15 protein-coding genes are annotated in these 15,729 nt (G+C 35.0%); 2 read left to right on the plus strand and 13 right to left on the minus strand.

Translation table 11 applies throughout. The features are described from left to right. Positions 1-16: 16 nt before the first annotated feature. The gene (gene ybeY, locus ACN5L8_RS07490) at positions 17-559 is read right to left on the minus strand and encodes an rRNA maturation RNase YbeY (protein WP_334678799.1); all 543 of its coding nucleotides are present in this window, start codon (positions 557-559) and stop codon (positions 17-19) included. Between the two features lie 65 nt (positions 560-624). On the opposite strand from ybeY, the gene mazG reads away from it, so the two are divergent. Together mazG and coaE are read left to right on the plus strand one after the other, a co-directional pair. After that, positions 625-1,431, plus strand: coding sequence for a nucleoside triphosphate pyrophosphohydrolase (gene mazG, locus ACN5L8_RS07495; protein WP_115361912.1), 807 nt, complete (start codon positions 625-627; stop codon positions 1,429-1,431). A gap of 1 nt (position 1,432) precedes the next feature. After that, positions 1,433-2,080, plus strand: a complete 648-nt coding sequence (gene coaE / locus ACN5L8_RS07500; protein ID WP_334678798.1) for a dephospho-CoA kinase — start codon at positions 1,433-1,435, stop codon at positions 2,078-2,080. Positions 2,081-2,285: 205 nt separating this feature from the next. On the opposite strand, the gene ACN5L8_RS07505 is transcribed toward coaE, so the two are convergent. The 12 genes from ACN5L8_RS07505 to fliM all read right to left on the minus strand — a co-directional run bounded on the left by ACN5L8_RS07505 (position 2,286) and on the right by fliM (position 15,670). Next, positions 2,286-4,586, minus strand: a complete 2,301-nt coding sequence (locus ACN5L8_RS07505) for a hypothetical protein (RefSeq protein WP_419172743.1) — start codon at positions 4,584-4,586, stop codon at positions 2,286-2,288. A 198-nt stretch (positions 4,587-4,784) separates the two neighbouring features. After that, on the minus strand, positions 4,785-5,570 hold the full coding sequence (locus ACN5L8_RS07510) for a FliA/WhiG family RNA polymerase sigma factor (protein WP_115361918.1): 786 nt from the start codon (positions 5,568-5,570) through the stop codon (positions 4,785-4,787). Positions 5,571-5,586: 16 nt separating this feature from the next. Beyond that, on the minus strand, positions 5,587-6,495 hold the full coding sequence (locus ACN5L8_RS07515) for a MinD/ParA family ATP-binding protein (protein ID WP_115361919.1): 909 nt from the start codon (positions 6,493-6,495) through the stop codon (positions 5,587-5,589). A 49-nt stretch (positions 6,496-6,544) separates the two neighbouring features. Further along, entirely contained in the window at positions 6,545-8,020 is a 1,476-nt protein-coding gene (locus ACN5L8_RS07520) for a hypothetical protein (protein WP_419172744.1), read from the minus strand. A gap of 1 nt (position 8,021) precedes the next feature. Beyond that, complete coding sequence (gene flhA, locus ACN5L8_RS07525) at positions 8,022-10,097, minus strand: flagellar biosynthesis protein FlhA (RefSeq protein WP_115361924.1); 2,076 nt, start codon at positions 10,095-10,097, stop codon at positions 8,022-8,024. Between the two features lie 22 nt (positions 10,098-10,119). Further along, positions 10,120-11,196 carry a flagellar biosynthesis protein FlhB gene (gene flhB / locus ACN5L8_RS07530; RefSeq protein ID WP_419172745.1) on the minus strand — a complete coding sequence of 359 codons (1,077 nt, stop codon included), beginning with the start codon at positions 11,194-11,196 and terminating at the stop codon, positions 10,120-10,122. Between the two features lie 12 nt (positions 11,197-11,208). Further along, positions 11,209-11,985 carry a flagellar biosynthetic protein FliR gene (locus tag ACN5L8_RS07535; protein ID WP_419172746.1) on the minus strand — a complete coding sequence of 259 codons (777 nt, stop codon included), beginning with the start codon at positions 11,983-11,985 and terminating at the stop codon, positions 11,209-11,211. Positions 11,986-11,994: 9 nt separating this feature from the next. Then, positions 11,995-12,264, minus strand: coding sequence for a flagellar biosynthesis protein FliQ (gene fliQ / locus ACN5L8_RS07540; protein ID WP_419172747.1), 270 nt, complete (start codon positions 12,262-12,264; stop codon positions 11,995-11,997). An 18-nt stretch (positions 12,265-12,282) separates the two neighbouring features. Then, the gene (gene fliP / locus ACN5L8_RS07545) at positions 12,283-13,032 is read right to left on the minus strand and encodes a flagellar type III secretion system pore protein FliP (RefSeq protein WP_419172748.1); all 750 of its coding nucleotides are present in this window, start codon (positions 13,030-13,032) and stop codon (positions 12,283-12,285) included. Between the two features lie 36 nt (positions 13,033-13,068). After that, a complete protein-coding gene (locus tag ACN5L8_RS07550) occupies positions 13,069-14,238 on the minus strand; it encodes a flagellar biosynthetic protein FliO (protein WP_115361934.1) in 1,170 nt (389 codons plus the stop codon). A 12-nt stretch (positions 14,239-14,250) separates the two neighbouring features. After that, entirely contained in the window at positions 14,251-14,631 is a 381-nt protein-coding gene (gene fliN, locus ACN5L8_RS07555) for a flagellar motor switch protein FliN (protein WP_162929496.1), read from the minus strand. 16 nt (positions 14,632-14,647) lie between these two features. Next, the gene (gene fliM, locus ACN5L8_RS07560; RefSeq protein WP_115361936.1) at positions 14,648-15,670 is read right to left on the minus strand and encodes a flagellar motor switch protein FliM; all 1,023 of its coding nucleotides are present in this window, start codon (positions 15,668-15,670) and stop codon (positions 14,648-14,650) included. Positions 15,671-15,729: the final 59 nt, after the last annotated feature.

The following is a 15,729-nucleotide window of genomic DNA, read 5'->3' on the forward strand; positions in this document are numbered from 1 at the left end:
CGTGTACTCTCTTCCATTACTTTCTTGCCTTTTTTATTTTTAAGAGAATCTCTTTTTCAAGCGACTCCATAATCTCTTCTTCTTTTTCAGATATTTCGTGATCATATCCTAACAAATGTAGGAGTCCGTGACAAAATAAGTGAATAACCTCTTGCTCAAGACTTAAGTTAAATTCACGTGCTTGTTTCCTAGCGACATTGCGACTGATGATGATATCACCAAGCATTACAGGTCCAGGTAGAACGAAATCCGTACTGTCTGGTCTAAGGCTTTCATACATTGGAAACGACAAGACATCAGTGGTCTTGTCTTTGTTGCGATGCTCACTATTAATTTGACGCATTCTTTTATCGCCACAGAAGTGAAGATCGACTTCTATTTCTTGATGAATCTTCTTATCTAAACAAGTATTCTTTGAGAAAAGGAAATTACTTAAGACCTTTAGTGAGTCCTGCATCATCTTTTCACATGCTTCTAATCCCCATTTAGACCTAGCGTTATCTGTTAAGTGAATAACCAATTTTGATTTATCAATTTGAATGGTTTTAGTGTAGGCCATTATTTCCAATCTCTTCATTCTGGGTGTAATATTCAGTTATTAGATTATATTACCAAGGCTAGATTATGTCACTAAGCGAAATGGAAAGATTAAAAGAGGTTGTGGCCAAATTAAGAGATCCTAAAGATGGATGTCCATGGGATTTGGAACAAACTCATAAGTCACTTCTTAAATATTTAATGGAAGAATCTTACGAATACATGCACGCCGTGGAAGATGGTGATTATAGAAAAATGGAAGACGAGTTAGGTGATGTTCTCCTACAAGTCGTGCTCCACTCTCAACTAGCTAGTGAAGAAGGAAAATTTAATCTTAATTCTGTTGCTAAAACTATCGCTGACAAAATGGTAAGACGCCATCCTCATGTCTTTACGAATAATAAGGCCCGCGATATTAAAGAAATCAAAGACAATTGGGAGGCCATCAAGAAAGCTGAGAAGGCCCAAGAAGAAAGTCTAAAGAAGTATGAAATATGCGATGAGCTTCTATCTTTTCCGGCCCTGACAAGTTCAGCAAAGATTGGAAAGAAGACAAGTAAAATAAACTTTGACTGGGAAGAATACTCTCAGGTTATGTATAAAGTGGAAGAAGAGTGGCAAGAGCTTAAAGAAGAGTTAACTCCAGGACGCGACTTAAATAAGGCACGTGTTCAAGAAGAGATGGGTGATTTACTTTTTTCAGTTGCTCAGTTAGCACGACACCTGGATCTTGATCCAGAAATGACTCTTAGAGAGGCCAACCTTAAGTTCAAAAGAAGATTTAATCAATTAGAAGATATAGCAAGACAAGAAGGTATTGCGATTCGAGAAAGTTCACAAGAAGAACTAGAAGGACTTTGGTCTCGTGTAAAAGAGATTGAAAAAAATAAATAATATGAAATCATCCATTAAATTAAAAAAGAAATATATTTCTCTAAAAAAAGACAAGCGTCTTTACGAAATGCCATGCCCAATTGTTGGTCTGACTGGTGGAATTGCCACAGGAAAGTCAACAGTCTCAAAAATTCTAAAAGAAAAGAACTTTCCTATTATTGATGCGGATGCATTGGTTAAAGAAGTCTACAAATCTAAAGAGTCTATAGAGCATTTAAAAAAGTATTATTCACAAGTAATTAACGATGAGGATGAAATTAATTTCAAGCTCCTTCGAGAATACTTCTTTCAAGATATTCAAATTCAAAACGATATCGAAAGTTTAATCTATCGCCAACTACCTGAGATATTTCTCAATGCATATAAAGACCTTGGTTCTCCAAAGGTTATAATCTACGACGTTCCTCTTTTATTTGAAAAAAATCTTGCACCATTTATTGATTTCAAAGTCGTGGTGTATTGCCCAAGAGCAAAACAAGTAGAGCGTTTAATGGCACGTGATGGAATCGAAAAGGACCTTGCCTGTAAGATCCTTTCTAAACAGATCAATATTGAAGAGAAGGCCAAACTTGCTGACTATGTCATTGATAACTCTGGCAGCGCTGAGGATCTTAATTTAAAACAATTCTTAGATCATTTTGACTTTTAGTTACGCGGTCCTAAAATTAGTTTGGGTTGGACTAACTTTAGCTTCGCTAAAGTGTCGCTTTTTTTTGCGACTGCTTTCCCATTGCTCCTGAGGCAACAAAGCCGGGCTTGACCCCGGCTTGTTGAATATTATTTTCTAGCTAAAGATATGGGGAGCTAGCACCGCAAACAATAGACTGGCCTGAGCTAGTCAATTTTGCGGTTGCTTAAATAATAGGGTGACTGTCAGCAACAGTATTTTCAATTTCACCATTTTGAGTTCTTAAGTTTTGGAAACTTCCATAAAGTCCTCTAAGTGATGAAATTAATTCTTCATCTTCTTCTTGAGCGAAACGAGATAATTGTTGAGTTTGCGTTGAAACTTCATTCATTTCGCCTCTGATTGTTTTAAATGTCTCTTTAATTGCTCCAACATCAGGAACTTCTTTACTGTCCATAATAATCTGAACCTTAGAAAGACCAACATCTAATTGAGTTGATACCTTTGAGAAGTTTCCTAGAGTTGAATTAAAGTCCCTAAGCTCACCTGCAAATTTTTCAATTGTAGCATCTGTCGCTACACCTCTTTGAATTTGATCAACGATTTGTGAACTTCGTGCTCTAAAGAGTTCAACTTGTGACTTAAGTGACTTAAATTGATCACGAGATTTAACAAGGCCAGCAAAGGCAGCCTTATTTTCATTTATAATTTCAACAATCTCACTTGAACGAGTCGCTAATTCGATCTCTTCATTGAAAAGACGATTACTCATCTCCACCATGTAACGATTCATTTCTTCAAACTTAGCTCTCATCTCAACTACTGATACAATCTTATCCTTAGCAGATTTGAACTTATTGATTGCTTCTTTTTGTAAGTCCTTTTGACCTTCAAAAATAATTCTTACATCATCGATTATCTTATATTGTTCAAATAAGTTATTTTCAAGAAGCTCTACCTCTTTTAAGAAAGATGCTTTTTGACTTAAGAAGTGATCGTTAACTTTTGTGAATTTATTATATACATTATCAATACCAGCAGCAGAGAAGTCTTGTTGTAACTTTTCTTTTAACTCACCTGAGAAGCTAGCTTCAACTAAAGCATCAAGAGACTTACACACCGGTGAGACGACTGATTTCATTTGATTTGTTAAAGTCTCTTCTAAACTTCTTAATGGATAGAAGATAACCATAATTCTTTTTTGATCTGCATATTCAACCGGTGAAACATACATTTCAAAAGGAGCAGCTTCTTTATCATTTTCTGTTTTTACCTGAATTTGATAAATTCCAGCAATACCATCTCTTACAGCACTAATAACAGGATCGTTTTCACCGAGGTTTGTAAATGTGCTTAGATAGTCCCAAGTAATACTGTGATCATTTTTAGTATTATCAATACTCCAATGCTCATAAAATAATGAGTTTGCCCAAACAGCATTTAAGTTTGAATCAAGTAATAAAGAAGAAAATGGCATTGCGTCTTGAAAGATTGATCCAAAGCTCATTCTCTTATGAATATAACCACGATACTTTTCAATTTCTTCTTTAAATAAATGAGACCATTCCCCTTCTAATTTTGCACTGACTGGAATAACTCCATCTTTGATAAGATCTAGAGAAGTTTTTTCTAAGATCTTAGATGCCCTTCTTTCAGTGTAGGCAACCATAAATATTCCACCTGCAAATACGAGAGTAAGGATACCAACGATTGCAATTAGGCCATATAGCGTAGTTTTAGAAGCTTCATTTAATTCAATTTTTTGGTAAGTAAGTTTTGGACCAAATTTCTCACTCCAAATCTTATATGATTCATTTGTTGAGTTCCAAATTGATCCAAAATCTCTAAGAGAGTCTAGTGATCTTTTTAAGAGATTTAATTCTGTTTTTAATGTCCCAAGTCGGATAACAATCAAGTTCTTATCTTCATCAGATAATACCGATCTCATTGTTACTCTTTCCATATAATTAACATCTGATGAAATCGACTGATGTAATTTCTTTAAATTTGAATATGTATAAAAGTTAGAACTCTTTGTTGTGCCTACTGAGATTTTTGTTTTAATCTTTGTTGAAACTCTTGTTAATGTACGCCATTGATTGTGGACGACAAAGTTTTGAAAACCAATCACCTTTGTTCTTAAAACATTAATCAATGTCGACTTATTTGCAGAAGCTGTAATATCATTTAACTTCTTTTTCAAATTAGAGAAGTTCTCATTCAAAGCTTCATATTCTTCAATATTAGCAATATTATTTAATTCATTTACACCTGCTTCAAATCTTTCAAATTCTGAGATCGCTTCTTTCGTACGATCAACTCGAACAAGCTCTTTAATACTTGTTAGGGCATTTGAATTTTTAACTTCATCAAATTTTGAAGTCGATTCATAGATCATCGTCATTCTTTCAAAATTAGCAGGTCCTTTTTTCCAAAAGGTCCATACACCAGCGGATATAAGAGCTGTCGTTAGAATAAGAGAAACTGAGAAATAGATGTACAACGGCTTGCTGAAACGAAGCTTCATATTATTTATCTCCTAAATGGCGGCTAGGGAAAGTCACTTCCATATGTTAACGGTCCTTCACTTCCTGTGAACGTAAGAATTTCTACATCTATTATGCTATTTTTTGCCGGGTTTTTAAAGGGTTAATTCATTTAATTTATAGGAAAAAAAAGGCCCTCTTTCAAAGAGGGCCTGATTATTTTGATCTGTTATTTTTTATTAGCTTACTAGTTCTTCATAACCTTCAAACATATTTTGTAGCTTAGCTTTAAGCTTCATTACAGCTTGTGTATGAAGTTGTGATACACGTGATTCCGTTACATCTAATACCTGACCAATCTCTTTAAGATTTAGATCTTCATAATAATACAGTGATAGTACTAGTCTTTGTTTCTCAGGTAATTGCTCAATACCCTCTTTAATTTTATCTCTAAAGTTTTTATTAGAAACAGCAGTAAAAGGATTCATTGATTTACTGTCTTCATTTAAACCGGCCATTGCTCTCTTATCATTGCGATTAAAAGTTGCCGAATCATCAATATTTAAGATTGAAACTGATTTTGCTTTATTTAGCATTTCATGGAACTCTTCTTTACTACATTCAAGTTCCTTACACATTTCATCATCAGTAGCAGGACGACCTAATTCTGATTCAAGCTTCTGATAAGCACGATCAATAGTCTTTGCCTTCTCTCTTACTGAACGAGGTACCCAGTCCTGTGAACGTAATTCATCAAGGATAGCTCCTCTTATTCTAAACTCTGCATATGTTTTAAATTTATTATCACGAGTTGGATCGAATTTCTCGATTGCATCCATTAGCCCGATAACTCCACATGAAATAAGATCATCTAATTCAATATTAGATGGAAGACGTGAAGCAATTTTCTGTGCGATATATTTAATTAGTGGTGCATATTCCACAACGATTTCATCTTTTACTTTTGGATCTACTGTTGAGCGGTAGTCTTTTAAATTCTTTAATTTTTTGGCCAACGATGACATCTCTCTCACTCCTTGATTAGGCTAACTGTTGTGGACTAGTTCCGGACTCACTAAATCCATTTAGGATTACCGGTGTAATACGACTATCGTCCTCGTCGGAAAATTTATTAATGATCTTTGTGTAATATTTTGAAAGGGAATTCTTTTCCGTTTTCAAAAGTGCATGATCAAATTTATCAGATGGAATTTCGATATTTTTAACCCCACCTAAAACACTCAAGTTTGCCTGCATAAAGCTTGAAACAGTATCAACGAGCGAACGTACAACTTTATTGTATTGTTGATTCGATTCTACTTTGTTTACGATTAAATGGTTGTCTTTGATATTGTATTTTTGATTTAGAATTTTAATTAGTGCGTATGTATCTGTGATTGATGAACGATCTGGATTTACAACCATGAATCGGTAATCAGAATAGGCTTGAAGATTGATCGTCTCCCTATTCACACCAGCTGGACAATCAAGAATAATATGATCGTATTCCGTACGATGTTCAGCAATAATATCGATAATGAATTTATCGTGAGAGAAAGATTTCTCAAAGAGATCGCTATTACCATTACATCCACTTAGAAGATCTATATTACCTAATTTATAGACACATTCTTCAAATGGCTTCTCATTAGAAATAAGGGAGTAAAAGTTGTCATTTAAAGGAAGCCCTAGCTTAACTGCCGTGTTAGAAAGATTGTAGTCACAATCGATTAAAAGAACACGTTTTCCTTTAGAACTTAATTCATTGGCCAACATCAAAGCTGTCGTTGTTTTACCAACTCCACCTTTTCCTGAACCAACAGCTATAATTTCGCAATCGTCACTGATTAAATTAAGAGATTCTTTTACGTTAAGATCTTCTAGATTAGAGATCTCATCGCTGTCACTTCTATGTGACATCAACCAAGTTGAAAGATCGTTTCTGGACATCCTGTCTCCTAAACAAAACTTAAAATTTAAATATAAAAAATAAAATCAGCTACAGCTTAAATATTCCTGCCAAAATCCTTTCGGCAGTTGCAGCTTCGAGGTCATCTGGAACAATCTCACCTGTTCCAAAAAACTTATATGGTAGCGAGTTAAAATCAATTGCTAAATTAAAGAGTGATCCATAATTTAAACACTGATCTAAATGCGTCACCACGAGACCGTTAGCAATATTTGCATAACGATTAAGTACTTTTCTATTATACAACTCTGTGTTGATTCCCGAAAGACAGATTAAAACTTCCACATTTTCAAATGAACGTCTTAGGCCATCTACGAACTTCTTGATTTCATTGATTTCTTGATTTGTTGCCTTGTAGTCGATAAAAACATTTTTCTTGGTTTCTATTGATTTTCTTGTTTGCGCAACGATTTCAGAAATTGTTTCACACACATTTGATTCAACATTGAAGAACTTTTCAGAGAAAGAAGTATTATCTTTATATCCAACTTTTCCCTTATTTCTAATAATCACTGAATCATCTTTAAGAGCAGAAAGCTTCGTTAACATCGAGCTCTGCCCACAAGTAGCATCAGAGATTAGTACTGTTACAGTCTTTGAAGCTTCGTTATCGACTGAAGAAAAAAGTGGCATCGCCGTCTTTACTTCACCCATCATCTCTTTAAGAGCAAATTCGAAAACTGTATCTGGATTTTCTTTATCATCATCAGAAAGATCAAAATTTGCTTTGCGAACAATTTTTTGAATATATCTTTCTTCAATATCTAGACTTCTAAAAATTGTTACCATTTCCTTAACACCAAGTGCTTGCGGCTTAGTCATCCCCTGTACACTTTGTGTTAATTCATAAATCTTTTTTTCAAGATCATCGATTTTATTTCTTTGTGAATCAATTAAATGATTTACTTCTTCATTATTAATTGATGGTGTAGATGGACCAGTTACATAATTGTCTTGCATTGCTGGTCTAGCTTGAGCAACCTTTGGCTCCTCAACTTCAATCTCATCATCAAGAGAGAAATCTCCATTTAAGAAATCATTGAAGTTTTCAGAGTCTGCATTAGCTGTTGCTTTCTTAACTTCTTCTCTATCAATAGAGCTTAAGAAATCATCAAGTCCTGATGCAGAATTTGAAGTCGATTTTTCTTCAAGAGAGTTAACACTTTTGTTTAACCCAAGGCTTCCATAACCGGCCATTGGGTTTTTACTAGTGCCTTGATTTTGTTTATGTTGATCATGTGAATTTATCATATTTGCTATATAAGATGAGTTATTTTGATAAAAAGAATCTTTTTGTTCAGGATTTAAAACGCTATCAACTTGAGCTTTTTTCGTGTAGTTCTTCTCAGAGATTGCAGCAGTGATCTCAATTTTTTTCTTTTTGAAAGCACCCTTTATTCCCTTATTCGTCTGTGTTTTAAGAATAATTGCATCAGGTCCTAGCTCGGCCTTAATATTTGCTAATGCCTCATCTAAAGAATCTGCTTCAAATTTCCTAACGTACATCCTATAACCTCACCGTTCCAAGCGATCTAATATTCACATCTGGACTTAATTCATTATGACTTACTACAATTAAGTTTGGTATGAATTTTTCTGTTAATTTCTTAAAGTGGCCACGGATAACAGGTGAACATAGAACAACCATTTTTTCACCCATATTCGTTGCCTCCTCTATTTTCTCATTTAAACTGGCCAAAATCGATTGGGTAATTCTTGGGTCTAAAGAAACTTGTTGACCATTTTCTGTTTGTATGAGATTGCCAGCAACCTGCTCTTCTATTTTACGATCTAACGTAAATATCGGCAAATCACCATTTGGAGACTTAATAGACTCAGTGATAGTGCGGTATAACGATTGTCTGACATTTTCTGTCAGAAGATCTGTATCCTTAATTTTCACTCCATATTCAGATAAAGATTCTAAGATCGTTCTTAGGTCACGAATGGAAACATTTTCCCTTAAAAGGTTCTGTAATACCTTTAAAACAGCTCCTAGAGGAAGAATATCTGGAACGAGATCCGCAACAATTTTTGGATAATGTTCTTTAAAATTATCAAGAACACGAACAAGTTCTTGGCGTCCAAATAATTCATGTAAATTAGTTCTGAGTATTTCAGTCAAGTGAGTTGCAAGAACAGTTGATAAGTCTACTACTGTATAACCATTAAATCCTGCATCATCTTTTTGATCTTCTGTAATCCAAACGGCAGGAAGACCGAAAACTGGCTCAATTGTTTCAATTCCATCAATTTTCTCAATAACACTACCAGGGTCCATGGCCAGGAAGTGATCAGGAACAAGTTCACCTTGAGCAATTTCGACACCTTTAATCTTTAAAGAGTAGCCACCTGGAGCAAGTTCAAGGTTATCTTTAATACGAACAGATGGAATGATAACACCCCAATCCAGAGCAAATTGCTTTCTCATATATGTGATACGCTCAAGTAAATCACCGTTTTGTGATGAATCGACGAGATTTACAAGTCCATATCCAACTTCTAATTCAACAAGTTCAAGATTAAGGAGATCCTCAAGTGACTCTGGAGTCGATTTCTTCTCGTCTTCAACAACTGATTCAGCTGCAACTTTCTCCTGAGCAATTTCATTTTCCATTTTATTTGAAACAAAAAGAAGAGCTAAACCGACAACAATAAATGGTAGCTTTGGAAGCCCTGGAATAAGTGAGAAAATAAGAAGCACACAACCTGCAATTAAGATTGCTTTTGGGTGAAGCTTAAATTGCTTACTCATTTGAGCACCAAGATTATCTTCACTTGTATTTCTTGTTGCAATAATACCGGCTGCAGTTGAAATAATTAGAGCTGGAATTTGAGAAACAAGACCATCACCTACAGTCAGTAGAGTGTATGTTTCAGCTGCTTGACTAAAGTTCATATTATATTGGCCAACACCAACAATAATTCCACCAATAACGTTAATTGCAGTAATTAAGATACCTGCAATGGCATCTCCTCGTACGAATTTGGAAGCACCATCCATCGACCCGTAAAAGTCAGCTTCTTCAGCAACTTCAGCTCGTCTTTGTTTTGCTTCAGCATCATTGATAAGTCCGGCATTTAAATCGGCATCAATGGCCATCTGTTTACCAGGCATTGCATCTAACGTGAAACGAGCACCAACTTCTGCAACTCTTCCAGCACCTTTTGTAATTACCATGAAGTTAATAATTACTAAGATGATAAAAACGATGATACCAACAACAAAGTTCCCTTCAACAACAAATTCACCAAAACTTCTAATGATCTCACCAGCAGCACTTGTCCCCTCACTTCCAGAACGAAGTAAAATATTTCGAGTTGATGCTACGTTTAGAGAGAGACGAAAAAGTGTTGTTACAAGTAGAACGGCCGGAAAAGTAGAAAACTCTAATGGCTTCTTTGTATAAACAGAAACTAATAGAATAATGATTGAAAATGAAAGAGTTGTCGCTAAAAGTAAATCAAGTACAATTGGTGGAACAGGAATAATCATGACTGCAAGAACAGCTAGAATCCCGACTGCAACTGCAAGATCTGAATTTTCAGTTAATACTTTTAATCTCTTAAAGATACCATCCATGATACTTTTCCTAATACTTCAATTAACTTAGAGCTTTGTTCTTTCTCTTAAGCTTATAAACAAACGCTAATACCTCAGCGACTGCTTTATAAAGAGTGCGAGGAACTCCTTCCCCAACTTTTACTGATTTATATAATGCTCTTGCTAAAGGTACATTTTCTACAATTGGAATATTGTGTTCTTTAGCAATTTCTCTAATTCTCATTGCAAGGTGATCAGCACCTTTTCCAACAACCCCAGGGGCCACCATATTTTCTTGATCGTATTTTAAAACAATTGAGATATGTGTTGGGTTTGTGACAATTACATCTGCTGTCGGTATATCTGCAAGCATTCTCTTTTGGGCCTGCTCTCTTTGAATACTACGAATTCTTTGTTTAACTTCAGGGGATCCATCTTGTTCTTTTGATTCTCTTTTTGCTTCTTCTTTTGTCATCATGAGTTTCTTCTTATGAGAATACTTTTGATAAGCAAAGTCAGCAGCTGCAATAACAACAAGACCAGCAAGAATTGTAAAACCAAGTTTAATAAGAATATCTTTACCAATAATAAATGCTTGAAAGAAGTCAACATGAAGAAAGCCTACAAAAGATGCAATATCTTCTTTCATATAGAAATATACAATTCCTAGAATGAAAACAAATTTCAAGACACCTTTAACGGCCTCAACAACTGCTTTCATTGAGAATAGTTTCTTTATTCCCTTAATTGGATCAATTCTTTCTGGTTTCCACTCTAAAACTTCTGGTGCATAGATAAAGCCAATTTGCGCAACATTTGCAACGATTCCCATGCAAAGAGCGACTAAGCAAACAGGTGCAGCACATACAAGAGCAGTTGAAGCTGTTTTATTGGCAATTGTCTTTAAAGATTTTTCAGTAAATGCCGTAGCAGGATCAAGATACATAATCCATCTAATGAATTCTTCCATTTCTTGATAAATGAAAAGAAGAGAAAGACCCAATGTCATGATACAGGCGGCCAGTACTAACACACTGGTTAGTTCTTTTGAGGATGCGACCTCACCCTTTCTTTTCGATTCGTCAATTCGATGCTGGGATGGATCTTCCGTTTTTTCCTGATCTGTTTCTTCGGCCACGACTTACTTCCTTTAAAGTATAAAGTTAAACCACTCGCCTAATCTTTCCGTATACATTTTAAATGCAACGTGAAAGAACTCATCGCTTGTTGCCGTGAATACTAGTAGACCTAGGCCAATATTAACGACAAAGCTCACCATAATGATATTCATTTGTGGTACAGTTCGAGCAATAATTCCTAGAATCGAACTGATGAGCATATTTGTAAAAATCAATGGTGTTGCAAGCATAATGGCAGCAACAAAAATTGATTTAAAAGCTTCAATATAGAAAATATGAGACTTCGCAAAGACACCCATATCGTAGATATGAATTGAATAAAAAGATTGAAAAATCCCTTTAAACATCGGTAAAAGTGCTCCGGAAGATATAACCATTACAAGAACAGTCCATTGTATAAGTTTTTCGAAAGGACCCACTTGTTGACCTGAAGAAGGATCAAAATAGCGAATCGCTGCAAATCCAATTTGCTGGGTAATAATACTACCTGCTGACAGGAAGATACCCATGATTGATTTTACCAAATATCCAATTATCAATCCAATGAGTGTGTAAATAATAGTGAGGGCCCAGAAGTTATCCTTCCCTAAGTACATGATATCTTTAGTAACTTCTTCTTGTAGATATGGAAAGAAACAAAAGCTCATAACAAGAGTTGAAAGGATCTTAACCATCATTGGGATTGGTAAGTTATCATAGATCGGTAGCTGAAAGTTAATAGCTAATAATCTGGTAAAGATTAACCAAAAGGCGATTATAGGGACAATGTCAGTAATTTGAATTGTCATAAATTAGTGTTACCTACCAGTTACAAGTTGAGGAATACTAATGATCAGCTCTCTTGTAAAAGTCGTTAACTGATCACTCATCCAAGGAGCTGTTAAAACAAGAGCTCCAACAATTACAAGGATCTTTGGAATAAAAGAAAGTGTTTGCTCATTGATTTGAGTAACAGCTTGAAAGATAGAAACAAGAATACCCATGATAAGGGCCCCTGCTAGCATTGGAGCTGAGATCATTAAACCAATAGTAACTGCTTGTCTTGCGATGTCTGAAAAAAAGTCCATCCTGTTCTCCTATGCTTTTTAGTTAAAAGACCTTAAAAGTGAACCTGTGACAAGTTGCCAACCGTCGACAAGAACAAATAGTAATAATTTAAAAGGCAATGAAATAACAACAGGAGGAAGCATCATCATCCCCATCGCCATTAAAACTGAAGCCACAACCATATCTAAAATAAGAAATGGAATATAAAGTAAGAAGCCAATTTGAAAGGCCGTCTTAAGTTCAGAAATAATAAATGCAGGAATTAAAAAATGAATTGGAACATCGTTAATTGATTGTGGAGCTTGCCTTCCTGTTACATCGTAAAACAATCCAATATCGGCTTTACGAACTTGCTTATTCATAAAACCGCGAAGAGAAGTTTCAATACGATCAAGAGCTAAAGTAGTCGAAATCTTCTTATCCATATATGGTTTTACTGCGTTACTATAAATTTCTTCACCTGTTGGCTGCATAACAAAAACAGATAAGAACATAGCAAAACCAATAAGAAGTTGATTAGGCGGCATACTTTGAGTACCTATTGCTTGCCTCATGAATGAAAGAACCACAATAATTCTTGTAAAACATGTACAAAGAATTAAGATAGCAGGCGCCAGCGTTAAGACAGTAAAAAGAACAGTTAACTCAATCGTGTCAACTAAATCAACACCTTGTCCGAAATTAACAGAAAGACCAGGAAGTCCCAGGTTTGTTGATTGCTGTGCAAAGATAGTACTTAGCCATCCGCCGATACTAAATACTAATAATGCTTTTAAAAGATTCTTCATTCAACTTCCTATTGAATTGATTTTTAAATCAAATATCTATTGTAAAGACTTCATGTCTTTTACTTTTTTCTTAATTTGAGCAGTAAGACTCACCTTCTCTTCACTTGTTGCTTGTCCTGCTAGACTATTTAAAATTGCTTCCTGTGAAGATCTTGTAGAGTTGCTTGCTTCATGCATATTTTGAGTTACCTCTTTTAATTTAAACTCTTTTGAACCTTCATTTGCAGAATCAAGGTTTGTATCAAAGTTAGATCCAGTAATTTGTTTTTCACCTTCCTTAAAGAAAGCTGATGTATCTTCAATCTCTGTTAAAAAATCCATTCCTTTTTCTGACTGTGCCATTAAAAAGACTTGTTTTTGAACTCTAACAACAAGAAGACTTCTTTTTGGTGCAAGATATGTTGTCGATAATACTTCTACCATCTTTGCACTAGAGAAGATTCCTAATCCACCTTTCTTAAGCATTCCCTTTCTAAAAAAGTTCATTAGAAAGAAGATACCGGCAGCAAAAAGAGCGAAGAATCCGATAAATTTAAAAATATAAGTCGACATTTGAAATCCACCCTTTTCAACTCCAGAAGAAAGAGAGCTTACGCTATCTTCTACTTGTTGTTTTTTCTCTTTTGCTAATGCTAGAAGAGAATCATTTGTATCATTTAGTTTCTTATTATTAGGTTTTTCGTTCTTTGTTACTTCTTCTTTATCTTTTAAAAGTTTTTCTAAGTAACTTTCATCATATGCTTCTGCTTTTTTAGTTTTAGCAGGAGCCTTCTTTGGAGTAGCTGCTCTTGTTACAGCAACTTGTTTTTTAGAAGCTGAAATTGGAAAGAACATTTTAATTTGGTTATCTCCAACCTCTAAACTTACTTTATCTTCCTTACCTCTTAGTTCATAAGGAAGAATGGCACGTACACGAGCAACATCTTTATTGAATTGATACGCCATAAGTTTCGTATCAAATTTATTATTCACAGAAACTTGTTTTTCAATTTTTGGCCAAACAATTGTTCCATCAAGAGCAACTTGAATAATATCATCCTTAATTGTTAACTCAGGAGTATCTCGGTAGTTACCTTTTAACGCAATGGTTACAACACCAGTACTTCCATCTTTAGTTAACTCAACTTTTCCAATTTCAACTCTTGCATAAGCATTTGCTGTTATTAAAGAAAGTGCTAAAAATAATAATTTAAATCGTTTGGCCATAATAAGTTCCTATTATTTAAGGTTTTCAATTCTCTCAATTGGCGAAATGATATCTGTTAAACGAATTCCAAACTTTTCGTTAACAACAACAACTTCACCTTTAGCGACAAGCTTCCCATTTACTAAAATCTCAAGAGGCTCACCAGCTAACTTATCAAGTTCAAGTACAGAACCTTGTCCTAGTTGCAGAAGGTCTTTAATAATTACCTCTGTACGCCCTAGTTCAACTGTTACCTTTAGAGGAATGTCTAAGATAAAATCGAGGTTTTGTACCTTTAATTTATTAATCGCATCATCACCGGCCCTAATTTCATCAGCAAGTTTTTCAACTTCCATCGTATTGAAATTTTCTAGACCTTGTACTTCATTATTTAATTCTGTTTGATCGCTCATTTATATACTCCCTTTATTACTCTACTTCGATATCCATAGAAACTTTCGGTGTTTTATCAACATGTGTGACTTGTACCGCTCGGCTTCCTTTATATGTTCCAATTAAACACTGTAACTTCTCTACTCCCTGAATTGTTCCCTTAACTTCACTTGAAGCTTCTTGGTTCAATGGAATAATATCTCCACTTTGAAGAGTAAGAAGATCACCCACTGTCATCTGTGCCTCACCAAGTTTGACCACAATCTCAGCTTTCGTATCTTTAATGTGCTCATTCATTGCACTTGTCCAGATACTATCTGCCATGTCGTTATCAGTTTGGTAATTAGATGAAAGCTTTTGCTTAATTGGTTCAATTGTTGAGTAAGGAACAACGATCATAATCGTTCCAGATGCAGACTCAAATTCAACTTCTAGAGTTGTTGCGATAATTACATCTGATGGAGGAACAACCCCAACGAATTGTGGGTTAATCTCTGTTCTTACATATTGTGCATCAATTCTGTGAACTTGTGCCCAAGCTTCCTCAAGGTCAGCAATGGCCATATCCATAACTTTTCTCATGAATGAAAGTTCAATTGCTGTGAATTCCTTTCCTTCAATCTTTGTAAATGGACGATCCGTTCCACCGAAATATGAATCAATAATTGCATAAGCTAACTTTGATTCAAAAACTAGAAGAGCAGGACCTCTTAGTTCATTGAACTTCATAATACACATACACGAAGGAATCGGTAGTGTGTTTACGAACTCACCAAACTTAAGAAGATCAGTTGAGATCATTGAGATCGTTGAAATCTTTCTTAAAGAATTTGAAAGTGATACACGAAATGAACGAATAAATCTTTCGTAGATGATTTCAAGAATAGGCATTCGCCCACGAATGACTCGGTCTTGATTAGTTAAGTCATAGGGCTGTATATTCTCATCTTCAGCTTCATCATCGAAATCGCCACCATCACCTAAAAAATCATCTGCTTCACCATCGTTTACAGCGTTTAATAGAGCATCGACTTCGTCTTGACTTAAAACCTGTGCCATCGTTCCCCTCCTAGGATTTGATGATCTTGGCATCCTGCCAAAAGTTAAACTTTTATTTA

The sequence above is a fragment of the Halobacteriovorax sp. genome (assembly GCF_048381875.1).
Taxonomy (GTDB): Bacteria; Bdellovibrionota; Bacteriovoracia; order Bacteriovoracales; family Bacteriovoracaceae; genus Halobacteriovorax_A; species Halobacteriovorax_A vibrionivorans.